Here is a 23,040-nt window from a genome sequence, read left to right on the forward strand (position 1 = left end):
CCGGCCCGATCGGCCGAGCGCCTTAGGCGACCCTCAGGGATGTGTTCGGAACATACTGCCTGCTGAGTAAGGGATACGCGACCCGCTGCGACTGTGCTGCACGCGACATCCCCGGACGCGCATTCTCCGCCCGGCTCAGTGAGACTGGGCAGGGCGGGCTGGTCAGCGCGGGAGGGTGCTGGCGGGGCCCCCGAAAAGGAGTGGGGACGTGACGGGTGACACACCCGCCCCGGCCGCGATGCGTAACGAGTACGCCGCGGACCTGGGCCTGACCGAGGCTGACCTGGCGGTGGACTGGCACACCCAGTTCGACAGCTGGTTCGCCGACGCGGTGGCCTTCGGGCTACCCGAACCGAACGCCATGGTGGTGGGCACCGCCGACCCGGCCGGCCGGCCGAGCGGGCGGACGGTGTTGCTGAAGGGGTACGACCCGGAGGGCTTCGTCTTCTTCACCAACCACCTGTCGCGCAAGGGCGTCGAGGCGACCGCCAACCCGTACGCCAGTCTGGTCTTTCCGTGGTTTCCCATGCAGCGGCAGGTGGTGGTCGCCGGGCGGGTCGCGCACGTCGACCGCGCGACGAGCGAGGCGTACTTCGCCAGCCGGCCGCGCGGCTCCCAACTGGGCGCCTGGGCCAGCCCGCAGTCCCAGGTCGTGTCGGGCCGGGCGGCGTTGGAGCAGCGGTACCAGGAGGCGGCCGAGCGGTTCGCCGACCAGGCCGAGATCCCGACCCCGTCGCACTGGGGCGGGCTGCGGGTCCAGCCCGAGTCGGTGGAGTTCTGGCAGGGCCGGGCCGGCCGGTTGCACGACCGGCTCCGCTTCCGTCGCCGGGACGAGGGTGACTGGATCGTCGAGCGGTTGGCGCCGTGACGGGTGTGCAGGAGACCCGGCCGCGCGCGGCGCGCCGCTGGGCGATCGACGTGCGGCCGCTGCGGGTACCGGCGTACCGGCGGCTCTGGCTCGGCAACACCGTGGCGATGTTCGGCTTCCAGTTCACCGCCGTCGCGGTGCCGGTGGAGATGTACGCCCTGACCCGGGACTCGTTCTGGGTGGGCCTGTTGGGGGTTGCTGCCTTCGTACCGTTGCTGGTCTTCGGGCTCTGGGGCGGCGCGGTCGCCGACGCCCGCGACCGGCGTGCGGTGCTGCTCGGCGGCTCATTGTTGCTTTGGGCATCCACCCTCGGTCTGCTGGTCCAGGCGCTGCTGAACGTGGGCAGCCCGGTGCTGTTGCTGGCGTTGATGGCGTTGCAATCGGTGGCCTTCGCGATCAGCTCGCCGGCCCGCAGCGCCATGCTGCCCCGGCTGGTGCCGGAAGGGCTGGTGGCGTCCGCCACCACCCTGAACTACACGACCTTCACCGCCGCGTCGGTCGCCGGCCCGCTCGCCGCCGGCCTGATCCTCTCCGCGTCGCCGGACACCACGGTGGTCCTGCCGATCGCGTACGGGTTGGACGCGGTGCTGTTCACCGCGATGCTCTGGGCCGCGCTGCGGCTGCCCTCGCTCCCGCCCGAGCCCACCGAAGACGGCCAGGCCCGACGTGCCGGCCTGGCCAGCGTCGTCGACGGGTTCCGCTACCTGGCCACCACCCCGGTACTGATGCTGTCCTTCGGGGTGGACCTGATCGCGATGATCCTCGCCATGCCACGGGCCCTCTTTCCGGAGATCGCGCACGAGCGGTTCAGCGGTGGCGGCGCCGTCGGTCTGCTCTACAGCGCCATCGCGATCGGCTCGATGATCGGTGGGCTGACCTCCGGCTGGATCGGCCGGCTCCGCCGGCAGGGGCTCGGCCTGGTGCTCGCGGTGGTCGGCTGGGGCCTGGCGATCGCCGCGGCGGGCCTGGCCCACCAGCTCTGGCTGATGGTCGTGCTGCTCGCCGTGGCCGGCGCCGCCGACCTGATCAGCGCGGTGCTGCGTCAGTCGATGCTGCTGGTCTACGCACCGGACCGGATGCGCGGCCGGCTCCAGGGCGTCAACACGGTGGTGGTGGCGGGTGGCCCACGCCTGGGTGACCTGCGCGCCGGCACCATGGCCGCCGGGTTCGGCGGCGGGGTGGCCTGGGTGGCCGGTGGGCTCGCCTCGGCGGTGCTCGTGGTGGTGCTCGCGGTCGCGTTCCCGGCGCTGCTGCGCTACCGGGCGGCGACGGCGTCGAGCGACGACCGGGCCTGACCGGTTAGGGTCGCCGGCATGGAAAGCCCCGATCAGCGCCCGTTCTCCGGCGCCCAGTGGACCATCTCCGCCGCCGGTCACGAGGCCGTCATCGTGGAGGTCGGCGGTGGGCTCCGGACGTACCGGCACGACGGTGTCGACCTGGTCGACGGGTACCAGACCGACGAGGTCTGCCCCGGTTGCACCGGGCAGGTGCTGGCGCCCTGGCCGAACCGGATCCGCGATGGTCGCTACCCGTTCGGTGGGCGGACGCACCAGCTCGCACTGACCGAGCCGGACCGGCACGTGGCCATCCACGGGCTGGTCAACTGGGTGCCGTGGCAGCTGCTGGAGCAGTCGGCGGACGCCGTGACGGTCGGCTACGACCTGCCGCCGCAGCCCGGCTACCCGTGGCCGCTGCGGCTGCGCAGCCGGTGGAGCGTGGACGCGGACGGGCTGCGCGCCGAGCACGAGGTGACCAACATCGGCGAGGAGTTGGCACCGTTCGGTTTCTCCGTGCACCCGTACCTGCACCTGCCGGGCGTCGCGGTGGACGACCTGGTGCTGCGGCTGCCCACCCGGAGCCGGGTGCTGGTGGACGGTCGGCTGCTGCCGGTGGGGGTGACCCCGGTGGCCGGCACCGAGTACGACTGGACCAGCCCCCGCCGGATCGGCGCGGCCGTGCTGGACTCCTGCTTCGGCGAGGTGATCCGGGACGCCGACGGCGGTTCGTCGGTGAGCCTCTCCGCGCCGGACGGTTCGGCCGGGGTGAGCATCTGGGCGGATGCCGAGTTCGGCTGGTGGCAGGTGTTCACCGGGGACGCCCTCACCGGCGAGCGACACCGCCGCTCGGTGGCGGTCGAGCCGATGACCTGCCCACCGGACGCGTTCCGGTCGGGCAAGGATCTGCTCACCCTCAAGCCCGGCACGACCTGGCGGGGTGCCTGGGGCATCCGCCCCGGAGCCTGATGGAGTTCGCCGAGGTCGTCCGTCGTCGGCGGATGGTGCGCAACTACGACCCGGACCGCCCGGTCCCGCCCGACGTGGTGGACCGGCTGCTCGACCACGCGGTCCGCGCGCCGTCGGCCGGCTTCGCCCAGGGCTGGGGCTTCCTGGTGTTGGAGGAGCCGGCCGACCGGGAACGGTTCTGGGCCGCCACCACCCCCGACGGCGGTGGACGGGAGCGCTGGCTCGCGGGCATGCGCCAAGCACCCCTGATCGTGGTGCCGCACGCCAACGAGTCGGCCTACCTGCGGCGGTACGCGGAGCCGGACAAGGGCTGGACGGATCAGTCCACGGACCGGTGGCCGGTGCCGTACTGGCACGTGGACGCCGGCTTCGCGGCGTTGCTGATGTTGCTCACCGCCGTGGACGAGGGGTTGGGTGCGTGTTTTTTCGGCATTCCGCCGCAGCGGCTGGCCGCCTACCGGGACGCGTTCGGCGTGCCGGCGGAGTACCAACCCGTCGGTGCCGTCACAATCGGTTACCGGGCGGCCGACCATCGGTCACCGTCGTTGCGCCGTGGGCGTCGCCCGATGGACGAGGTCGTACGGCGTGGCCGGTGGAACTGAGGCTGACGTCCCGTTCGTCCGGTTGAAGAACGGACGAGCGATAGCGAAACTGACATCAGGGAGCAGAACGCAGCGTGCGCTGGGCGGCTAGGCTGGCACGGTCATCGGTGCCGCGCCGCGCGGTGCCCGCCGCGGCCCGGCTCGGCGCCGTCGGTCGGCCCGGCCACGGGGAGGGGAGCGTGCCGTCGTGATCTTCAGAGCGGTCCGGGACGGGCGTCCCTATCCGGAGCACAATCTGACGCTCAAGCAGTGGGCGGAGATCCCGCCGCGGCCACTGCGCCTGGATCAGATGATCACCACCAAGCGCGAGTTGGCGCTGGACAAGCTCCTCGCCGAGGATTCCACCTTCTACGGTGACCTCTTCCCGCACGTCGTGCAGTGGAACGGCGGGCTCTACCTGGAGGACGGGCTGCACCGGGCACTGCGCGCCGCCCTGCAACAACGCAACCAGATCCACGCGCGGGTGCTTGTGCTCTCCGAGCCCATCGAGTGACGAGCCCTTCTGTCGCCCGTTGAACCTTCGTTAGGGTGGCGTCCATGACCGCTCCGCTGGACCTGCTCGACCTGGACCCGTCGCTCAGCGAGGAGGAGCGGCAGATCCGTGACGTCGTCCGCCAGCTCGTCGACGACCGGGTGCGGCCACACGTCGCCGACTGGTACGAGGACGGCCGGGCGCCCGCCCGGGAGCTGGCCCGCGAGTTCGGCAAGCTCGGCCTGCTCGGCATGCACCTCACCGGCTACGGCTGCGCCGGCGCCTCCGCGGTCGCCTACGGGCTGGCCTGCCAGGAGCTGGAGGCCGGCGACTCCGGCCTCCGCTCCCTGGTCTCCGTGCAGGGATCGCTCGCCATGTACGCCATCTGGCGCTACGGCAGCGAGGAGCAGAAGCAACGCTGGCTGCCGCCGATGGCCACCGGTGAGGCGATCGGCTGCTTCGGCCTGACCGAGCCGGACCACGGCTCCGACCCCGCCTCGATGGCCACCCGGGCCCGCCGCGACGGCGACGACTGGCTGCTCACCGGCGGGAAGATGTGGATCACCAACGCACCGATCGCGGACGTCGCGGTGATCTGGGCGCGCACCGACGACGGCGTACGGGGTTTCGCCGTACCGATGGACACGCCCGGCGTCACGGCCCGGGAGATCCGCCGCAAGATGTCGCTGCGCGCGTCGGTGACCGGCGAGATCGTGCTCGACGACGTCCGGCTCCCGGCCGACGCCCAACTGCCCGAGGCGGTCGGGCTCAAGGCGCCGCTGAGCTGCCTCACCGAGGCCCGCTACGGCATCGTCTGGGGCGCGGTCGGCGCGGCCCGCGACTGCCTGGAGACCACCCTGGCGTACGCGACCACCCGCACCCAGTTCGGTCGCCCACTGGCCGGCTTCCAGCTCACCCAGGCGAAGCTCGCCGACATGGCCGTCGAGTTGGTGAAGGGGCAGCTGCTCGCGCTGCACCTGGGCCGGATCGCCGACGCCGGGCGGCTGCGGCCCGACCAGGTCAGCGTGGGCAAACTGAACAACGTGCGGGAGGCGCTGGCCATCGCCCGGCAGTGCCGCACCATCCTCGGCGCCAACGGCGTCTCCGGCGAGTACCCGGTGATGCGGCACGCCAACAACCTGGAGAGCGTGCTGACCTACGAGGGCACCTCCGAAATCCACCAACTGGTCGTCGGGCAGCGGCTCACCGGGCTCTCCGCGTTCGCCTGACCTGCTCGTTTGTCGCTTCCTGGCGCTCGCCGCGCGACTGTCGTAACGGGGCCGTACCGTCATTGACAGACGACGTGTCTGACGAGGACGGTGAGCGTGATGGCCCGCGATGCTGGCAGCAACGAGCCCACGAGGGAGTTCCCCGGTTTCCCGACCGGTGACGATCTCAAGGCGCGGTCGACCGCGACACCCGAGTGGAGCACGGACACTCCGGGTGGCCCCGGCGGGTCTGCTGGTCCCGGTGGGCTTGGTGGGCCCGGTGGCCCGACGAGCGGTGGCGACGGCCCCGGCGGTGGCGGTGGCGGCGGGGCGGCCCGCGGGCTGCTCCTGCTGCTCGGCGCTGCCGCGCTGGCCGTGGTCGTGCTGCTCGGCATCCAGGCGACCGGCATCCTGCCTGAGTTCCGCAACCCGTTCGCCAAGGAGCAGACCGACCGCAGTCAGCCACCGCTGCTGAAGTCGATCCAGGACCTCAGCCGCTACGTGGCCGCCGAAGGCAACTTCCAGGTCGTGGTCGACACGCAGAACGACAGGCGCAACGTTCCGGACTTCCTGCTCAACGAGCGCACCCTGTTCGTCGGGGCCGGCAGCGTCGAGGCGTACGTCGACTTCACCAAGATCGGTGAGGGTGCCGTCGTCCAGTCCGCCGACGGCAAGTCCGTCGAGATCAAGCTGCCCGCACCGCAGCTCGGCGAGACCAACCTCGACATGGAGAAGAGCTACGTCTTCGCCGAGCAGCGCGGTCTGCTCAACCGACTCGGTGACCTGGTCGGCAACGACCCCAACCGGCAGCAGCAGGTCTACCAGCTCGCCGAGGACCGGATCACCGCCGCCGCCCGGGACAGCGGGCTCTCCGCCCGAGCCGAGGAGAACACCCGCAAGATGCTGGAGGGGCTGCTCCGCTCCCTCGGCTACCAGCAGATCACGGTCACCTACATAGCCGCCTGACCTGCCCCTCCGTACGCCGAAGCGCCCGCCCCGACTCTCGTCGGAGCGGGCGCTTTCGTCTTGCCCCTCGGTCCCGTGCTCGGATCGCGTCAGGTGTGCGGGGCGGGTCAGTGGCCGGTGGAGGCGAGGTAGCGGTCCTCGTTCGGCATCAGCACCCACAGGATCAGGTAGACGATCACCTGCGTGCCGGGCAGCAGCAGCGACAGCAGGAACAGCAGCCGGACCATTCCGGCCGACATGCCGAACCGCCGTCCGAGGCCAGCGCAGACACCGGCGATCATGCGCCCCTCGCGGGGCCGGACCAGTTTGCGACTCATCGTCGTACTCCCACTCTGCGGCGGTGCGCCGCGTCTGCAATCCACGGTAGAAAGGGATAGCCACCTCGCCCTCGGTCCCGAGGAGGAGCGGCGACCCGTGGACCCGTAGGTGCTTTACCCGGGCCGCCCCCCGCTGACGCCTCCCAGAACCCCCGCCACCCGCCGCCGGTCGTCTGCCCGCCCCCCGTAGCCGGGCGGAGATCGTGCTCGATCCTGGTTGTAGTGGCATCGGGGCGCGCGGATGCCACTAGATCCTGGATCCAGCACGATCTTGCAGTGCAGTGCAGTGCAGTGCAGTGCAGTGCAGTGCAGTGCAGTGCAGCGCGGCGCGGCGCGGCGCGGGCGGGGGCGCGGGCGGCGCGGCGCGGGGGCGCGGGCGGCGCGGCGCGCGGAGCAGGGACGCGCGGGGGTGGGAGACGGTGGTCGGGTGTTCACGTCCCGGACCGGATGGGCGGTGAGCTGGGCGGGTAGGCTGGCTGATCGGCCTTCCACACCCCGGAGGGCCGGCACCCATACCCCGGACGGTCACCATCGGGGCCGCCAGATCGGTGGTCACGACCCGGCCGGGTCCCGTACGCCGGGACGACGGCGAGGAAGCGCAGCCATGATCAGTGTTTTCGACCTCTTCAGCGTCGGTATCGGGCCGTCCAGCTCGCACACGGTGGGGCCGATGCGGGCCGCGCGTACGTTCGTCGGCGGGCTCAAGGCCGACGGGCTGCTCGCTGACACGGCGCGGGTGCAGGCCGAGTTGTTCGGCTCGCTGGGCGCCACCGGGCACGGGCACGGCAGCGGCCCGGCGGTGCTGCTCGGGTTGGCCGGCGAGTCGCCGGAGACGGTCGACACGGACACCGTCGGCCCTCGGGTCGAGCGGATCCGGGCCGAGCGGCGGATCAACATCCTCGACGCGCACGAGATCGACTTCGACCCGGATCGGGACCTGACGCTGCACCGCCGCCGGTCGTTGCCGTACCACCCGAACGGGATGACCTTCGTGGCGTACGACGGGGCCGGTGCCGAGCTGCGCAGCCGCACCTACTACTCCGTCGGTGGCGGGTTCGTGGTGGACGAGGCGGCGGCCGGGGCGGACCGGATCAAGCCGGACAGCACGGTGGTGCGGTATCCCTTCCTGACCGGGGCGCAGCTCCTCGACGTCACCACCCGCACCGGGCTGTCGATCAGCGAGGTGATGCTGGCCAACGAGCGCTCCTGGCGCAGCGAGGCGGACATCCGGGCCGGTCTGCTGGAGATCTGGCGGGTGATGCGGGAGTGCGTGCAGCGCGGCTGCGAGCGGGACGGCGTACTCCCCGGGGGGTTGAAGGTTCGGCGGCGCGCGGCGGAGCTGCGGCGCGGCCTGGAGGTGGAGGCGGAGGCCGGGACTGTCGACCCGCTGCACGCGATGGACTGGGTGACGCTGTTCGCGCTCGCGGTCAACGAGGAGAACGCCGCGGGCGGCCGGGTGGTCACCGCGCCGACCAACGGCGCGGCCGGGATCATTCCGGCGGTGCTGCACTACTACACCCGGTTCGTGCCGGGCGCCGATGACGAGGGCGTGGTGCGGTTCCTGCTGACGGCGGGCGCGATCGGTGTGCTGTTCAAGGAGAACGCCTCGATCTCGGGCGCCGAGGTGGGCTGCCAGGGTGAGGTCGGTTCGGCGTGTTCGATGGCGGCGGCGGGGCTGGCCGAGGCGCTGGGCGGCACCCCGGAGCAGGTGGAGAACGCGGCCGAGATCGGGATGGAGCACAACCTGGGGTTGACCTGTGACCCGGTGGGTGGCCTGGTGCAGATCCCCTGCATCGAGCGGAACGCGGTGGCTAGCATCAAGGCGATCACGGCCGCCCGGCTGGCGCTGCGCGGCGACGGGGTGCACAAGGTGTCGCTGGACAAGGTCATCAAGACCATGCGGGAGACGGGCGCCGACATGAAGGTCAAGTACAAGGAGACGGCACGTGGCGGTTTGGCCGTCAACGTGATCGAGTGCTGAGTCCGGTCGATTCGGGGCAATCGTTCACCGACTGCTAACCTGTCGTCCGTTTCAGGAGGCGGGAGGCTGCGGTGACCGCTGGCGTCGCGGCATTGTGGTCGCACCGCAACTCGCTGCGCATCCTGGTCAGGCGGGATCTGGCGGTCAAGTACCAGCAGTCGGTGCTTGGCTACTTCTGGTCGTTGATCGAGCCGCTCGGCATGGGCGCCATCTACTGGTTCGTCTTCGGGGTGCTCTACTCCCGGGACACCGGTCGGCACCTCGGTGAGGCGGCCGGGTCGTACCCGTTGTTCCTGATCACCGGCATCTTCGCCTGGATGTGGACCAGCTCGGCGCTGAGCGAGGCGACGAACGCGCTGACCGGCCAGTCTCGGCTGATCACCACGATGAACGTGCCGCGTCAGGTCTTTCCGATCGGCCGGGTCACCGGCCGGTTCGCCGAGTACGCGGCCGGCCTGCCGATCCTGGTCGCCATCGCGGTGATCTACGCGGCGCACGGTCGGATCCACCCGGGTTGGTCGCTGCTCTCCCTGCCGCTGGCGGTGGCCGTCCAGGGCGTCCTGTTGACCGGGCTGGCCCTGCTGCTGTCCGCGTGGAACGTGCTGATGCGCGACGTGGAACGGTTGATGCGGCTGATCATCCGGGTGCTCTTCTACGCCACGCCGATCATCTACCCGCTCAGCCTGGTCCGGGAGTCCGGGCTGCCCGGCTGGTTGAAGGTGGTGTACGAGCTGAACCCGCTGGTCGGGATCTTCCAGCTGCACCACGCGATCTGGTACCCGGACGAGTTCCCGGACGCCCGGCTGCTCGCCACCACGATCGTCGGCAGCGTGCTGGTGCTGGTCGCCGGTTGGTGGTCGTTCCGCCGGTTGGAGCCCGCCGTGCTCAAGGAGCTCTGAACGTGGCCGCGCCGATCATCGAGGCGGACGGTCTGGGCATCCGGTTCGTCCGCAACCGTCGCCGCCAGCTGCGGCTGCGTGAGTTGTTCATCCACCGGGGTGCCCGTGGCGCGTTGCCGGGCCAGTTCTGGCCGCTGCGGGACGTGTCGTTCAGCATCGAGCCGGGCGAGACCGTCGGGGTGATCGGGCGCAACGGCACCGGCAAGAGCACCCTGCTGCGGCTGATCGCCGGGGTGCTCATTCCGGACGAGGGCGACATCCGGGTGCACGGCGCGGTGGCGCCGTTGCTGGAGTTGTCCGCCGGTTTCTCCAACGACCTGACCGGGCGGGAGAACCTGCACCTGGTCGGTGGGCTGCACGGACTGTCGACGAGCTACCTGAAGCGGCACTTCGACGAGATCGTCGAGTTCGCCGGTGAGCAGGTGGAACGGGCCATCGACACGTCGGTGCGGCACTACTCGTCGGGGATGAAGGTGCGGCTGGGCTTCGCGATCATCTCGCACCTGCCGCACCCGATCCTGCTGATGGACGAGGTGACCGCGGTCGGGGACGCGGAGTTCCGCAAGAAGTGTTACGCGACGATTGATCGTCTGCTCGGGGAGGGGCGCACGCTCGTGCTGGTGTCACACAACGAAAAGGACCTGACCCGGTTCTGCCGTCGGGGGTTGTACCTCGACGCGGGCCGGTTGACGCTCGACGGCACCATCGCCGAGGCGCTCGACGCGTACCACGCCGCGGTCCCGCGGTGACGCTCGCGATCGTGCTCGCCGCCGGGATGCCCGCGGCGGGCCTGACCACGGCGACCGGTGAGCCGCTGGCCGACCGGCTGGCCGCCCAGTTGCGCCTGGCCGGGGCGGACGAGGTGCGCTTCGCCGCCACCCTCGACGAGCTGTCCGACCTGGTCGCCACCGCGACCGCCCCGGTGCTGGTCACCGGCACGGATCTGGTCGCGCACACCGCCGTACTGCGCCACCTGGCCACCAGCCCGGTGGGGCCCACGGTGGCGCTGGTGCTCGGCGACCCGCCGGTGCCCGGTCGGACGGCGGTGCGGGAGGAGCGCGGCCAGGTGGTCGACGCGGGCGCGTTGGACGCCCTCGACGGGGACGCCACAGGCGTGTTCGGCGGCGCGCTGCGGGTCGGCGTGGACGACCTGCCGACCCTCGCCGCCGCGGCCCGGGCCGCCGCGGCCGGGGGGTCGGTCACGACCGGCGGCCCCGGGTCCGCCGTGGACCGGCTCTTCGCGGGCCTCGCGGCGCTCGGCACGCTGATCTTCGCCCAGCGGGTACGCCTGCTCGTCGCCCACCGCGTCGAGGACCAGGCCGGGCTGACCGCTGCCGAGGCGGCGGTCACCGCTGTCGACGAGGACCGGGCCGAGCTGCGGCTGTCGGTGAAGGAGAGGGACGACTTCTTCTCCACCTACTTCGTGAGCACCTGGTCGCCGTACGTGGTCCGGCTCTCGGCCCGGCTCCGGCTCACCCCGACCGGGGTGACGGTGATCTCGGTGCTCTTCGCGCTGGGCGCGGCGGTGCTGTTCGGGGTCGGTGGGCGACCCGCGCTGGTCGGTGGCGCGGTGCTGCTCTACCTCGGCTTCGTGCTCGACTGCGTGGACGGCCAACTGGCCCGCTACACCCGGCACTTCAGCGCCTGGGGTGGCTGGCTGGACACGATGGCGGACCGGGCCAAGGAGTACCTGGTCTACGCCGGGCTGGGCTTCGGGGTGAGCCACGCCGGGCTGGGCAACGGGTGGGCGCTCGCGATCGCCGCGATGACGTTGCAGACCGTCCGGCACATGACCGACACCTGGTACGGGGTCCTGCACGACGAGGCGGCCCGGCGGCCACGTACGGCGTCGAACGCCAGCGGCGGGATCGGTGACCGGCTCAACGCGGCCTCGACACGGGTGCAGGCGGACACCGGGTCGGTGTCGTACTGGCTGAAGCGGACCGTGGTCTTCCCGATCGGTGAGCGGTGGGCGCTGATCGCGCTGACCGTGGCGCTGTTCAACCCGCTGGTCAGTCTGATCGCCGTGCTGGTCTGGGGTGTGTTGGCGTTCGCGTACACAGGTGCTCTGCGGACGCTGCGGGCCCGCTGGATGTGGGTGCCGGTGCTGGACACGGTCGATGCCACCCTGCACCGCGACGACGGGCCGTTGGCCCGGTGGTTGCCGGTGGTCCGCCCGATGGGGCCGCTGACCCTGGCGGTGATCGCCGCGCTCGGCCCGGCGGTGTTGCTGGTCGGGGCGCTGCTGAGTGACGCGCCCGAGGGGCTGCGCTGGGCGGTGCCGGTGGCGCTGCTGGTGCTGCTGGTCGGCGGGCTGGGCGCCGGGGCGGCGCACAACGGTCCGCTGGACTGGCTGGTGCCTGCGGCGTTGCGCGCCGCCGAGTACCTGTTCGCCATCGCGGTCGGGGTGGTCGGCGAGGCGCCCGGCTGGCTGATCTTCGGGTACGTCTTCGTGCTCACCGTGCACCACTACGACCTGACCGCCCGGCTGGAGAAGCGGCAGGCGGCACCGCCCCTGCACGCGGCGACGGTGGGCTGGGAGGGGCGCTCGGTGCTGTTGGCCCTCGCGGCGATCGCCGGTATTGCGGGTATCGGACTGGCTACACTCAGTGCGTACCTTCTCGTGGTTTTCGTGGTGAGCGTCGTCCTGGCCTGGTTCGTGCGACCGGCCCGTAGCGCGCGGGCGTCGGTCGCGCCGGCGGGCGCTGGAGGTGCCGCGCCGCGCTGACGGAGGGCGGCCGGATGACCCTGATCAGCTTCGTGGTGCCGGCCTTCCGGGTGCAGGGATACCTGCGGGAATGCCTGGACTCCATCCTCGGTCAGCCGGAGACCGACATCGAGGTGATCGCCGTCGACGACTGCTCGCCGGACGCCAGCGGCGACATCATCGACGAGTACGCGGCCCGCGACCAGCGGGTCCACTCGGTCCGGCTGCCGAAGAACGTAGGCCTCGGTCCGGCCCGGAACATCGGGCTGGACCGGGCCGTCGGCGAGTACGTGTGGTTCCTCGACGGCGACGACTGGCTGGCTCCGGAGTGCCTGACCGAGGTCGCCGAGCGGTTGCGGGTCACCCGCCCGGACGTCCTACTGGTCGACCACGTCCGCACCCACTGGAACGACACCGCCACCCGCAGCGCGATGGCCGAGGTGTTCCCGGAGTCCCCGGGTCCGGGCACGTTCCGGTTGCGGGACCGGCCGCAGGCGATGCACCTGCTGCACACCGCGTGGAACCGGCTGGTCCGTCGGGAGTTCCTCGTCGACCTGGGCCTGCGCTTCGCGCCCGGCTGGTACGAGGACGTCTCGTTCAGCTACCCGGTGCTGATGGCCGCGCGGCGGATCGGCGTACTGGACCGGGTCTGCGTCAACTACCGCCAACGCCGCGCCGGCGCGATCACCCGGACCCGGGGTGACCGGCACTTCGAGGTCTTCCCGCAGTGGCACCGGGTGTTCCACCTGATGGATTCGTGGGGGCCGGCGACGGAGGCCCTGCGACCGGCGGTCTTCGAGCGGATGATCTGGCACTACCTGACCGTGCTCGGCAACGGTCAGCGGATCGCGCCGGAGCTGCGGGAGGCGTTCTTCGCGCAGATCACCGCCGACTACGAGCGCTGGCTGCCGCCCGGCGGCTATCCGGTGCCGGACGGGGTCGAGGGGCTCAAACACAAACTCGTCGCCTCCGGACGGTGGCGCACCTTCAGCGCATTGCGGGCCGCCAGCCGGGCCCGTGACGCCGCCCGCCGGCAGGCCCGCACCGCTCGGCGCAGGGTCGGCCCGGTCGCCCGACGCGGGGCCCGGCTGACCCGCGACGGGCTGCTGCGCGAGTACTACCGGGCCGAGTCGCGGCGGCCGGTCGACCCGACGCTCGCGGTGTACGCCGCGTACTGGTACCGGGGTTACTCCTGCAACCCGGCTGCCATCTACGAGGTCGCCCGCCGGTTGGCGCCGGGGGTGCGCGGGGTGTGGGTGGTGCGCCGGGACCGGGTGGACAGCGTGCCGGCCGGGGTGGAGTACGTGGTGGCCGGCACCCCGGCGTACTACCGGGTGCTCGCCCGCGCCCGGTGGCTGGTGAACAACGTCAACTTCCCGGACTTCGTCCGCAAGCGACCCGAACAGGTGCACCTGCAGACCCACCACGGCACGCCGGTCAAGGTGATGGGGCTGGATCAGCAGCGCTACCCGATCGGCGCGGGCCGGATGGACTTCGCCGGCCTGCTGCGCCGGGTGGACCGCTGGGACTACAGCGTCAGCGCCAACAGCTTCTCCACCCAGATGTGGGACCGGGCGTACCCGGCCACGTACACCACCCTGGAGGTGGGGTACCCGCGCAACGACCGCCTGGTCACCGCCGGTCCGGACGAGGTGCGCCGACTCCGCGCGGAGTTCGGCCTCGACCCCGACGAGCCTGTCGTCCTGTACGCCCCGACACACCGCGAGCACCTGCCCGGCTACCGGCCGCCGTTCGACCCGGACCGGTTCGTCCAGGCGCTGGGCGACTCGGGCCGGTTGCTGATGCGCAGCCACTACTTCCACGACCGGGACCGACGTCCCGGCCAGCCGAGGGACTGGGACCGGGTTCGCGACGTCAGCGGCCACCAGCGGGTGGAGGACCTGTACCTGGTGGCGGACGTGCTGGTCACCGACTACTCGTCGGCCATGTTCGACTACGCGGTGCTGGACCGGCCGATCGTGCTCTACACCCCGGACTGGGAGGCGTACCGGCTGGCCCGTGGGGTCTACTTCGACGTCACGGCCGAACCGCCGGGCGCGGTAGCCTCCACTTTCGCCGACCTGCTCGACCTGTTCCGTACCGACGCGGCGCGTTCGGACGCGGCGACCAAGGCCCGTGAGCATTTCCGGGCCCGGTTCTGCACCTTGGACGACGGGCGGGCGGCGGAGCGGGTGGTGCGCCAGGTGTTCCTCGGGGAGCCGGTCGAGCGGTCCACCCGCTGCTGATCGGGCCTTCTGTCGTGTAATAGCAGTGTCATCGATCGAACATGAGACGTTTACCCGATGTCCTAGACCCATGATCCTGGTCACAGTCTTGTGGGGTTCGGTCGACGCGCTGGGGGGGAAGACGGTGAGCACCGTCACGCTCAAGGATGTGACCAAGGTTTTTCGGGATGGCACGGTGGCCGTCGACAGCATCAACCTCGATGTGAACGACGGCGAGTTCATGGTGCTGCTTGGGCCGTCCGGGTGCGGCAAGTCGACGGTGCTGCGAATGATCGCCGGGCTGGAGGAGCCGTCCACCGGCGCGGTCATGCTCGACGGGGAGTTGGCGAACGACCTCCCCCCACGGGACCGCAAGATCGCCATGGTCTTCCAGGACTTCGCCCTCTACCCGCACATGACCGTTGGCGACAACATCGCGTTTCCGCTGCGGCTGGCCGGGATCGAGCCCGAGCCGAGAGGTGAGCGGGTCAGTGACGTGGCGAGCGCACTGGGCATCGGTGACGTGCTGGCCCGCAAGCCGGGTCAGCTCTCCGGCGGGCAGCGGCAGCGGGTGGCGATGGGCCGCGCGATCGTCCGTCGACCGGGCCTGTTCCTCATGGACGAACCGCTGTCCAACCTCGACAGCGGTCTCCGGGCCGAGCTGCGCGCGGAGATCTCGGGCCTGACCCGCGAGCTGGGCGTCACCACCGTCTACGTCACGCACGACCAGGCCGAGGCGCTCACCATGGCCGACCGGGTGGCCATCATGCGCCGCGGCGTGCTCCAGGACGTGGGCACACCGACCCAGGTGTACGGCCGACCGGCGACGCTCTACGTGGCGGCGTTCCTGGGCAGCCCACGGATGAACCTGCTGGAGGCGTCGGTCTACGTCCACCTCGACCGGTACGTCACGCTCAACCTCGGTGACCAGTCGCTCTACCTGCCCTGGAACGACATCCGCAGTCGGGCGGTGGCGCACTACCACGGTGAGCGGATCGTGGTCGGCATGCGGGCGGAGGCGCTCACCCCGGTCGCACCGGACAGCCCGGGCGACGTGCTGCGCGGGCGGATCCGCTACCTGGAGCATCACGGGCACGAGTCGTTGGCGTTCCTCGACATCGGCGCGACCGCGATCGTGGTCGACGAGATGGGCGCGCCGCAGGAGACGCCGCCGGTCGGCCAGCGCGGCCTGCGCCGGTTCGGTTCGGTGATGCAGCGGCTCACCGGCAAGCCGGTGGAGCCGCAGGACACCCCCAGTGGCGTCCAGACCAGCGTGCTCCCCGATCCGGGACGGCACCACCGACGCCCGGCGGAGCTGGCGGTGCGGCTGGCGCCGTACCCGGCGGTCAGCGCCGGTCACCCGCTCGCCGTCTCGGTGCGGATGGACGCGCTGCACTTCTTCGACGAGCGTGGCGACCGGATCGACGTGGGTTGGCGCTGACGACGTGCCGGAGCGGGGTGGCGGGCCCGCCATCCGGTGCCCTACCGTCTGCCCACCAGTCCACTGTGAATGAGTGACCACCGAGAGGGGTGCACCCGTGTCGGGTGACCGTCCCAGCCCGCTCGTCATCGAGCGCATCCTGCGGGATCGCGAGAGCATCTGGCAGCAGATCGTGGCCGAGCGTGACCTCAACGTCCTGACCGGGCGGATGCTGACCAGCTCCGCCATCGCGTTGGCCTGCTACGGGGCGGTGCTGGGCTTCTTCCACAGCCCGCTGATGGCGCTGACCTCGGCGCTGAAGCTGCCACTGCTGTTCCTGGTCACCCTGGCCATCTGCCTGCCCACGCTCTACCTGTTCAACCTGGTCTTCGGCGCCCGGCTCTCGGTGCGGCAGTCGTTGGCGCTGGTGATGGTGGCGATCACGGTCACCTCGATGCTCGCGGTGGCGTTCGCGCCGATCAGCCTCTTCTTCCTGATCACCGCCAACGACTACGGGTTCTTCAAGCTGCTCAACGTGGCGATCCTGACCCTGTCGGCGCTTGTCGGGTTGCGCTTTTTGACCAGCGGGATGCAGGTGCTCAACGACCACGGCCTGCTCGCGCCGGAGACCGCCACCGCCAAGGTCGAACAGGCCAGCGCCCCGGCGCCGGTCCAGGCCGTGCCGGCCGCGGTGCCCGTTGGGGCGACGCCGGCCGCCGCGCCGGTCGCCGGTCCGAGTTCCGGACCGGCCGGGGCCGCGGTGGCCGAGCCGACTCCGAACGGTGCCGTGGCCACCGCGCCGGCGCAGGTTCCGACGCAGCCGGCCGGTGCCTCGTACCCGCCCGGCATGCTGCCGCCCGGCTACGTGGCGCAACGCCCGTGGAACAGCCCGCCGGTCCGACGCGGCGAGCCGACGCAGCGGCCGGCCAGCATGACCCTGCTCTACATCTGGATCCTGCTCTTCGGTTTCGTCGGCACCCAACTGGCCTGGACGCTGCGGCCGTTCTTCGGTGACCCGGGCCAGGACTTCGCCTTCTTCCGCAGCATCGACGGCAACTTCTACGCGGAGATCCTGCGCACCATCGCCAACCTCTGAGCCGGCCCGGTGGGCGAGAGTCGCTGGTTGCCGACCTGGTTACCGGTGAGTAACGTCAGGCCATGACTATCGACTCCCGCCAGGTGGCGTCCGGCATGCTGGAAGCGGTGCCGTTCGCTCGTACGCTCGGTATCGAGTTCGTCGAGGTGGCGCCCGAGGCGGAGGGCGGCGTGCGGGCAGTCGTCCGGCTGCCCGACTCGCCGGCCACCCACAACCACATCGGTGGCCCGCACGCCGGCGCGATGTTCACCCTCGGCGAGACGGCCTCCGGCGCGGTCGTGCTGGCCGCGTTCGGGCAGCTGCTCGACAGTGCCGTGCCGTTGGCCGTCCGGGCCGAGATCGCCTACCGGAAACTCGCCATGGGTCCGGTGCTGGCCACCGCGCGACTCGGCCGGCCGGCGGTCGAGGTGATCGAGGAGTTGGCGGCCGGTCGGCGCCCGGAGTTCCCGGTCGCGGTGGAGATCGCCACCGAGGCCGGCAAGCCGACCGCGGAAATGACCGTGATCTGGACGCTGCGACCGAACTGAAACGCCCCAGGGCGGCGGAAACGGGTTTGCGGGCCCAGCAGGGTGGATAGATTCGTACCGTGCTGGGCCTACCTGCTCACGTGACCGCCTGTCTCTTCGATCTGGACGGTGTGCTGACGCAGACCGCCCGCGTACACAACGCCGCCTGGACGCAGACGTTCGACGAGTTCCTCCGCCAGCGCGCCACGGCCTCCGGCGAACCGTTCCAACCGTTCGATCCGGGTCCGGACTACAACCGCTACGTCGACGGCCGACCCCGGGCCGACGGAGTCCGGACGTTCCTCGCCTCCCGCGGGATCGTGCTGCCCGAGGGCAGCCCGGACGACCCGCCGGATGCCGAGACCGTCAACGGTCTGGGCAACCGCAAGAACGTCCTGCTGTTGCACCGGCTGCGTACCGCCGGCGTCGAGGTCTACCCGGGCTCGGTGCGGTATTTGAAGGCGGCGACCGCCGCCGGGCTCCGCCGAGCCGTGGTCACCGCCAGCGCGAACGGGGGCGAGGTGGTCGCCGCCGCCGGGTTCGAGCCGTTGTTGGAGGCCCGGGTGGACGGGCTGGTCGCCCGGGCGCAGGGGCTGCGCGGCAAACCACACCCCGACACCTTCCTCGCCGGGGCCAGGCTGCTCGGCGTCGACCCGACGCAGGCCGCCGTCTTCGAGGACGCGCTCTCCGGGGTGGCCGCCGGCCGCGCCGGTGGCTTCGGCTACGTGGTCGGCGTCGACCGGGTCGGGCAGGCCGACGAGTTGCTCGCCCACGGCGCCGACATCGTGGTGACGGACCTGGCCGACCTGCTCGACAGCGCCGACCCGCCGGCGCCGACCCGCACCACCCCCGACCCGCTCGCCGCCGAACGAGGCTCCGGATGATTCGGGAGCGCGCCTATCCGGTCGAGCCGTGGCACGTCCGCGAGACCCGGCTGGACATGGACGTGCTGGCCCAGTCGGAGTCGGTCTTCGCGCTCTCCAACGGGCACGTCGGCCTGCGGGGCAACCTCGACGAGGGCGAGCCGCACGGCCTGCCCGGCACCTACCTCAACTCGTTCTACGAACTGCGTCCGTTGCCGTACGCGGAGGCGGGCTACGGCTTCCCCGAGTCCGGGCAGACCATCGTCAACGTCACCAACGGCAAGCTGCTCCGGCTGCTGGTCGACGACGAACCGCTCGACGTGCGGTACGGAGAACTGTTCGCGCACGAGCGGGTCCTCGACCTGCGGGCCGGCACCCTGCACCGGGAGCTGCACTGGCGCTCGCCCGCCGGCCGGGAGGTCAAGGTCCGCAGCACCCGCCTCGTCTCGTTCACCCAGCGGTCCGTGGCCGCCATCAGCTACGAGGTGGAGGCCGTCGACGGCCCGCTGCGGCTGATCGTGCAGTCCGAGTTGGTGGCCAACGAGTCGTTGCCCGCGCAGAGCAAGGATCCCCGGGTCGCGGCGGTGCTGGAGTCGCCGCTGCAGGCCGAGGAGGAGCTGACCACCCCCGACGGCGGGCAGCTGATCCACCGCACCAAGGTCTCCGGCCTGCGGGTCGCCGCCGCCATGGAGCACGAGGTGCACGGCCCGGACCACACCACCATCGAGTCCGAGGGGTACCAGGACTGGGTGCGTACCACCATCGCCTGCGTGCTCAAACCCGGCGAGAAGCTGCGGGTGATCAAGTATCTGACGTACAGCTGGTCGAGCCGCCGATCCCTGCCGGCGCTGCGCGACCAGGTCGGCGCGGCACTGGCCGGCGCCCGGCTCGACGGGTGGGACGGGCTCCACCGGGAGCAACGCAACTACCTCGACACGTTCTGGGACGCCTCCGACGTGCTGGTCGAGGGCGACCCGGAGGTGCAGCAGGCGGTCCGGTTCGGTCTTTTCCACGTGTTGCAGGCCGGCGCGCGGGCCGAGCAGCGGCCGATCTCGGCGAAGGGGCTGACCGGCCCCGGATACGACGGTCACGCCTTCTGGGACACCGAGATGTTCGTCCTGCCGGTGCTCACGTACACCCAGCCGAGCGCGGTGCGCAGCGCGTTGCAGTGGCGGCACAGCACGCTGGACTCGGCACGGGAGCGTGCCGAGACGCTCAACCTCCGGGGCGCCGCCTTTCCCTGGCGGACCATCGAGGGCCCCGAGTCGTCCGGATACTGGCCGGCCGGCACGGCGGCCTTCCACATCGCCGCCGACATCGCCGACGCCGTACGCCGCTACGTGATGGTCACCGGGGACACCCAGTTCGAGCGGGAGATCGGGCTGGAGCTGCTGGTGGAGACCGCCCGGCTGTGGCGCTCGATCGGCCACCACGACCGGCACGGGCAGTTCCACATCGATGGTGTCACCGGCCCGGACGAGTACACCGCCGTCAAGAACGACAACGTCTACACCAACCTGATGGCGCAGCGGAACCTGCTCGCCGCCGCCGACGTGGTCATGCGCTACCGGGACGAGGCGTTCCACCTCGGGGTCACCGACGAGGAGGCCGCGAGCTGGCGGGACGCCGCCACCTCCATGCACGTCCCGTACGACGAGGAGCTCGACGTCCACCAGCAGGTGGAGGGCTTCACCCGGCTCCAGGAGTGGGACTTCACCCACACTCCGGCGGAGAAGTACCCGCTGCTGCTGCACTATCCGTACTTCGAGCTGTACCGCAAGCAGGTGGTGAAGCAGGCCGACCTGGTCCTCGCCATGCACTGGCGGGGGGACGCCTTCACCCCGGAGGAGAAGGTCCGCAACTTCCTCTACTACGAGCGCCGCACCGTGCGCGACTCGTCGTTGTCGGCCTGCACCCAGTCCGTGCTCGCCGCCGAGGTGGGCCACCCGGAACTCGCGCACACCTACCTGCGTGAGGCAGCGCTGATGGACCTGCACGACCTCAACGAGAACACCCGCGACGGCGTACACATGGCGTCGTTGGCCGGTGCGTGGCTCGCCCTGGTCAGCGGGTTCGGCGGCCTGCGGGACCACGACGGCGAGCTGTCCTTCGCCCCTCGGCTCTCCAGCCGACTCAGCCGGTTGGAGTTCTCGCTCCAGTGGCGGGGGTTGGCGCTGCGGGTGGATGTCCGGCCGCACCAGACGACGTACTCGCTGCGCCACGGCGGCCCGGACGACGTGGTGGAGCTCCGCCACCACGACCAGCTGCTGCGGGTGACCTGCGACGAGCCGGTGACGGTGCCGGTGCCGCCGGCCGAGCCGTCCGGTCCTCCGCCCGAGCAGCCACCGGGCCGGTCTCCGCTGCTGCGGTTGCCCGAACGCGAACAGTGACGGGCGGGGCGGGAGTGTTCCCGCCCCGCCCGCCCGCGCCGGTGGTCAGACCGGCTCGCCGATTCCGGTGGGTCAGACCGGCTCGCCGGTAGACGGACGCCCGATCGCGTCCCGGGGCGTCGCCGCCTTCGGATCGTCGGGCAGCCGGGCCGAGGCGGCCTGGTCCCCGAAATCCTGGTCCCCGACGTCCTGGTTGCGCTCGGCGTCCTGTTCGCGCTGAGTCTGCTCGGTCAGCTGCTGCTGCCGGGAAATCTGCTGCTTGGCCATGGCGATCCTCGCGATCCGTCGGGGCGCGGTTGCGCCGACACGGTCTGCGGTCGCTCGTCGCGTACCCGACGCAATATCGGGCAAACGCGGCCCGCGGCGTGCCCACGGCCCGGGATGACGCCACCCGCGGCGGGCGTGCCGGGCGGCGCGCGGGGTACCCGGGCCATCGGCGAGCACGCGGAGGTGGGGCATGGACGAGCAGCGCAGCGCGACTATTCCGATCGGGGACGCCCAGCTCCCCGCCGACCTGACGCTGCCCGCCCAGCCGGTCGGCGTGGTGCTGTTCGCGCACGGCAGCGGCAGTTCCCGGCACAGCCCGCGCAACATGGCGGTGGCCCGCACGCTCAACGACCGTGGTCTCGGCACGGTGCTGGCGGACCTGCTCACCCCAGCCGAGGACGAGGTGGACGCGCGAACCGCCGAACTGCGCTTCGACATCGGGCTGCTGGCCAGCCGGCTGGCCGGGATCGTCGACTGGCTGGCCGCCGAGCGTCCTGCCGGTGACGTGCCGATCGGCCTGTTCGGAGCCAGCACGGGCGCTGCCGCTGCCCTGGTCGCGGCGGCGTCCCGCGCCGATCGGGTGGGTGCGGTGGTCAGCCGGGGTGGTCGGCCGGACCTGGCCGGGAACGCGCTGGCCCAGGTGCGTACCCCCACGTTGCTCTTGGTCGGCGGGCTGGACGAAGAGGTGATCACGCTCAACGAGCGGGCGCTGGCCGAGTTGGGGGAGGTCGGCGAGCTGCGGGTGATTCCCGGCGCCACCCATCTCTTCGAGGAGCCCGGCACCCTCGAACAGGTCGCCGACCAGGCCGGCACCTGGTTCACCACGCACCTCAGCCGATGATCAGTCCGTGGGTAGCAGGGCCGAGGACGCGCGGCGCTGTTGGACGGTGTCGATGACGCGCCAGAGGACGGCGGTGATCGGGACGCTGACGAAGGCGCCGGCGATGCCCGCGATCAGCGTGCCCGCGGTGACCGCCACCAGGATCACCGCCGGATGCAGTCGGACCTGCCGCTTCATGACCAGCGGCTCCAGCAGGTTGCCCTCGATCTGCTGGACGGCGATCACCGCCGCGAGGGTGAGCAGCGCGGTGGTGGGACCGTTCGCGGCCAGCGCCACCAGCACCGCCACCGCGCCGGCCACCGTCGCACCGATGATCGGCACGAACCCGCCGAGGAACGTGATCAACGCCAGCGGCAGGGCGAGTGGCACCCGCAGCACCACGAGAGCCAGGCCGATGCCCAGGGCGTCGATCGCGGCGATGAACATGGTGCCCCGGCTGTACGCGCCCAACGTCTGCCAACCGGCCCGGCCGGCCTCGGCCAGCACGGGCTGGTTCGGGCCGGACACCCGCGACAGCACCCAGTGCCACATCGACCGCCCATCCTTGAGCAGGAAGAAGAGCAGCACCAGGGCCAGCAGCGCGGAGCCGAACACCTCGGTGGCGGTCCGGGCGCCGGCCACCGGGTCCGGGGAGCTACCACTGAGCCCGTCCCGGGCCTGGTCGACCAGCCGGTCCAGCTGCGCCTCGGTGACCGGCAGCGTGGACGTCACGAAGTCCCGGCTGCGTTCGACCCCCTGGGTCAGCTCCTGGCTGAGCTGGTCGAACTGGCTGGCGGTCAGGTTCCACACCAGGGCGCCGACGCCGACCAGGATCCCGAGCAGCAGCAGTACGGTGCAGAGCGCGGCCAGCGCCGCCGGCAGGCGCAACCGGCGCAGCAGAAGCAGGACCGGGTCGAGCAGCGCGGTGAGGAAGATGGTGGCGGCCAGCGCGATGGCCAGCGGCGCCAACAGGACGGCGATCCGGCCGAGCAGGTAGAGCCCTGCGGCGATCACCACCAGGCAGGCGCTCCACAACACCGCGGTTCGGACCAGCCAGGGCAGCGCCGCCCAGGTCTGGCGCGGCCCGGGGGCGCCTGTCGGTCCGGGTTCCTCTGCGGCCATGTCGGTCCTCCTCGATGTCGACGAGGTCGGTACCCGGTCGGTCGTGCCCCGACACCCGAATCGCTGGC

General features: G+C 71.5%; 21 protein-coding genes. 18 read left to right on the forward strand and 3 right to left on the reverse strand.

Features of this window, described 5'->3' with window-relative positions:
• The first annotated feature begins 238 nt into the window (after window positions 1–238).
• From pdxH to ACFYL6_RS13885, 7 genes are all read left to right on the forward strand, one after another.
• Complete coding sequence (pdxH, locus tag ACFYL6_RS13855) at window positions 239–868, forward strand: pyridoxamine 5'-phosphate oxidase (protein ID WP_387171190.1); 630 nt, start codon at window positions 239–241, stop codon at window positions 866–868.
• Window positions 865–2,163, forward strand: coding sequence for an MFS transporter (locus ACFYL6_RS13860; RefSeq protein ID WP_387171022.1), 1,299 nt, complete (start codon window positions 865–867; stop codon window positions 2,161–2,163). Before pdxH ends, ACFYL6_RS13860 begins: the two co-directional genes overlap by 4 nt.
• An 18-nt stretch (window positions 2,164–2,181) precedes the next feature.
• Entirely contained in the window at window positions 2,182–3,111 is a 930-nt protein-coding gene (locus ACFYL6_RS13865; RefSeq protein WP_387171024.1) for an aldose 1-epimerase family protein, read from the forward strand.
• Window positions 3,111–3,713 (forward strand): nitroreductase family protein, encoded by a 603-nt coding sequence (locus ACFYL6_RS13870; protein WP_387171026.1) that lies wholly within the window; start codon window positions 3,111–3,113, stop codon window positions 3,711–3,713. The genes ACFYL6_RS13865 and ACFYL6_RS13870 overlap by 1 nt, the downstream gene beginning before the upstream one ends.
• Before the next feature lie 187 nt (window positions 3,714–3,900).
• A complete protein-coding gene (locus tag ACFYL6_RS13875) occupies window positions 3,901–4,206 on the forward strand; it encodes a type II toxin-antitoxin system VapB family antitoxin (protein ID WP_030329612.1) in 306 nt (101 codons plus the stop codon).
• A 44-nt stretch (window positions 4,207–4,250) separates the two neighbouring features.
• A complete protein-coding gene (locus ACFYL6_RS13880) occupies window positions 4,251–5,414 on the forward strand; it encodes an acyl-CoA dehydrogenase family protein (protein ID WP_387171028.1) in 1,164 nt (387 codons plus the stop codon).
• A 96-nt stretch (window positions 5,415–5,510) separates the two neighbouring features.
• Window positions 5,511–6,359, forward strand: a complete 849-nt coding sequence (locus ACFYL6_RS13885) for a DUF4230 domain-containing protein (protein ID WP_387171030.1) — start codon at window positions 5,511–5,513, stop codon at window positions 6,357–6,359.
• A 107-nt stretch (window positions 6,360–6,466) separates the two neighbouring features.
• Here ACFYL6_RS13885 and ACFYL6_RS13890 read toward each other — a convergent pair whose 3' ends face one another.
• On the reverse strand, window positions 6,467–6,676 hold the full coding sequence (locus ACFYL6_RS13890; protein WP_030486383.1) for a PspC domain-containing protein: 210 nt from the start codon (window positions 6,674–6,676) through the stop codon (window positions 6,467–6,469).
• 604 nt (window positions 6,677–7,280) lie between these two features.
• Between ACFYL6_RS13890 and ACFYL6_RS13895 the strand changes: the two genes are divergently transcribed.
• The 10 genes from ACFYL6_RS13895 to ACFYL6_RS13940 all read left to right on the forward strand — a co-directional run bounded on the left by ACFYL6_RS13895 (window position 7,281) and on the right by ACFYL6_RS13940 (window position 20,763).
• Window positions 7,281–8,657 (forward strand): L-serine ammonia-lyase, encoded by a 1,377-nt coding sequence (locus ACFYL6_RS13895; protein WP_387171032.1) that lies wholly within the window; start codon window positions 7,281–7,283, stop codon window positions 8,655–8,657.
• A gap of 71 nt (window positions 8,658–8,728) precedes the next feature.
• The gene (locus ACFYL6_RS13900; protein ID WP_387171034.1) at window positions 8,729–9,556 is read left to right on the forward strand and encodes an ABC transporter permease; all 828 of its coding nucleotides are present in this window, start codon (window positions 8,729–8,731) and stop codon (window positions 9,554–9,556) included.
• Between the two features lie 2 nt (window positions 9,557–9,558).
• Entirely contained in the window at window positions 9,559–10,305 is a 747-nt protein-coding gene (locus ACFYL6_RS13905; RefSeq protein ID WP_387171036.1) for an ABC transporter ATP-binding protein, read from the forward strand.
• A gap of 26 nt (window positions 10,306–10,331) precedes the next feature.
• Complete coding sequence (locus tag ACFYL6_RS13910) at window positions 10,332–12,284, forward strand: DUF5941 domain-containing protein (RefSeq protein ID WP_387171192.1); 1,953 nt, start codon at window positions 10,332–10,334, stop codon at window positions 12,282–12,284.
• Between the two features lie 14 nt (window positions 12,285–12,298).
• Window positions 12,299–14,509: a CDP-glycerol glycerophosphotransferase family protein gene (locus ACFYL6_RS13915; RefSeq protein WP_387171038.1), complete on the forward strand. Its 2,211-nt coding sequence runs from the start codon at window positions 12,299–12,301 to the stop codon at window positions 14,507–14,509.
• Window positions 14,510–14,633: 124 nt separating this feature from the next.
• Complete coding sequence (locus ACFYL6_RS13920) at window positions 14,634–15,929, forward strand: ABC transporter ATP-binding protein (RefSeq protein ID WP_387171040.1); 1,296 nt, start codon at window positions 14,634–14,636, stop codon at window positions 15,927–15,929.
• Between the two features lie 97 nt (window positions 15,930–16,026).
• Window positions 16,027–17,004 carry a hypothetical protein gene (locus tag ACFYL6_RS13925; RefSeq protein WP_387171042.1) on the forward strand — a complete coding sequence of 326 codons (978 nt, stop codon included), beginning with the start codon at window positions 16,027–16,029 and terminating at the stop codon, window positions 17,002–17,004.
• A gap of 62 nt (window positions 17,005–17,066) precedes the next feature.
• Complete coding sequence (locus ACFYL6_RS13930; RefSeq protein ID WP_387171044.1) at window positions 17,067–17,531, forward strand: DUF4442 domain-containing protein; 465 nt, start codon at window positions 17,067–17,069, stop codon at window positions 17,529–17,531.
• A gap of 59 nt (window positions 17,532–17,590) precedes the next feature.
• Window positions 17,591–18,394 (forward strand): HAD family hydrolase, encoded by an 804-nt coding sequence (locus ACFYL6_RS13935; protein ID WP_387171046.1) that lies wholly within the window; start codon window positions 17,591–17,593, stop codon window positions 18,392–18,394.
• Window positions 18,391–20,763 (forward strand): glycoside hydrolase family 65 protein, encoded by a 2,373-nt coding sequence (locus ACFYL6_RS13940; protein ID WP_387171048.1) that lies wholly within the window; start codon window positions 18,391–18,393, stop codon window positions 20,761–20,763. Before ACFYL6_RS13935 ends, ACFYL6_RS13940 begins: the two co-directional genes overlap by 4 nt.
• A 72-nt stretch (window positions 20,764–20,835) precedes the next feature.
• Here ACFYL6_RS13940 and ACFYL6_RS13945 read toward each other — a convergent pair whose 3' ends face one another.
• Window positions 20,836–21,030 (reverse strand): hypothetical protein, encoded by a 195-nt coding sequence (locus ACFYL6_RS13945; RefSeq protein WP_387171050.1) that lies wholly within the window; start codon window positions 21,028–21,030, stop codon window positions 20,836–20,838.
• Between the two features lie 190 nt (window positions 21,031–21,220).
• Between ACFYL6_RS13945 and ACFYL6_RS13950 the strand changes: the two genes are divergently transcribed.
• Window positions 21,221–21,871 (forward strand): dienelactone hydrolase family protein, encoded by a 651-nt coding sequence (locus ACFYL6_RS13950; RefSeq protein ID WP_387171052.1) that lies wholly within the window; start codon window positions 21,221–21,223, stop codon window positions 21,869–21,871.
• Here ACFYL6_RS13950 and ACFYL6_RS13955 read toward each other — a convergent pair whose 3' ends face one another.
• Window positions 21,872–22,972, reverse strand: a complete 1,101-nt coding sequence (locus ACFYL6_RS13955; protein WP_387171054.1) for an AI-2E family transporter — start codon at window positions 22,970–22,972, stop codon at window positions 21,872–21,874.
• Between the last annotated feature and the right edge of the window lie 68 nt (window positions 22,973–23,040).

The sequence above is a fragment of the Micromonospora sp. NPDC007208 genome (genome assembly GCF_042869175.1).
In the GTDB taxonomy this organism is placed as follows: domain Bacteria; phylum Actinomycetota; class Actinomycetes; order Mycobacteriales; family Micromonosporaceae; genus Micromonospora; species Micromonospora foliorum.

Excerpts from the sequence above, each read along its gene's own strand:
- ACFYL6_RS13940 (WP_387171048.1), top strand. The coding sequence starts at position 18,391 with ATGATTCGGGAGCGCGCCTATCCGGTCGAGCCGTGGCACGTCCGCGAG.
- ACFYL6_RS13915 (WP_387171038.1), top strand. The coding sequence starts at position 12,299 with ATGACCCTGATCAGCTTCGTGGTGCCGGCCTTCCGGGTGCAGGGATAC.
- ACFYL6_RS13910 (WP_387171192.1), top strand. The coding sequence starts at position 10,332 with ATGCCCGCGGCGGGCCTGACCACGGCGACCGGTGAGCCGCTGGCCGAC.
- ACFYL6_RS13890 (WP_030486383.1), bottom strand. The coding sequence starts at position 6,676 with ATGAGTCGCAAACTGGTCCGGCCCCGCGAGGGGCGCATGATCGCCGGT.
- pdxH (WP_387171190.1), top strand. The coding sequence starts at position 239 with ATGCGTAACGAGTACGCCGCGGACCTGGGCCTGACCGAGGCTGACCTG.
- ACFYL6_RS13950 (WP_387171052.1), top strand. The coding sequence starts at position 21,221 with ATGGACGAGCAGCGCAGCGCGACTATTCCGATCGGGGACGCCCAGCTC.
- ACFYL6_RS13930 (WP_387171044.1), top strand. The coding sequence starts at position 17,067 with ATGACTATCGACTCCCGCCAGGTGGCGTCCGGCATGCTGGAAGCGGTG.
- ACFYL6_RS13945 (WP_387171050.1), bottom strand. The coding sequence starts at position 21,030 with ATGGCCAAGCAGCAGATTTCCCGGCAGCAGCAGCTGACCGAGCAGACT.
- ACFYL6_RS13870 (WP_387171026.1), top strand. The coding sequence starts at position 3,111 with ATGGAGTTCGCCGAGGTCGTCCGTCGTCGGCGGATGGTGCGCAACTAC.
- ACFYL6_RS13880 (WP_387171028.1), top strand. The coding sequence starts at position 4,251 with ATGACCGCTCCGCTGGACCTGCTCGACCTGGACCCGTCGCTCAGCGAG.
- ACFYL6_RS13955 (WP_387171054.1), bottom strand. The coding sequence starts at position 22,972 with ATGGCCGCAGAGGAACCCGGACCGACAGGCGCCCCCGGGCCGCGCCAG.
- ACFYL6_RS13895 (WP_387171032.1), top strand. The coding sequence starts at position 7,281 with ATGATCAGTGTTTTCGACCTCTTCAGCGTCGGTATCGGGCCGTCCAGC.
- ACFYL6_RS13865 (WP_387171024.1), top strand. The coding sequence starts at position 2,182 with ATGGAAAGCCCCGATCAGCGCCCGTTCTCCGGCGCCCAGTGGACCATC.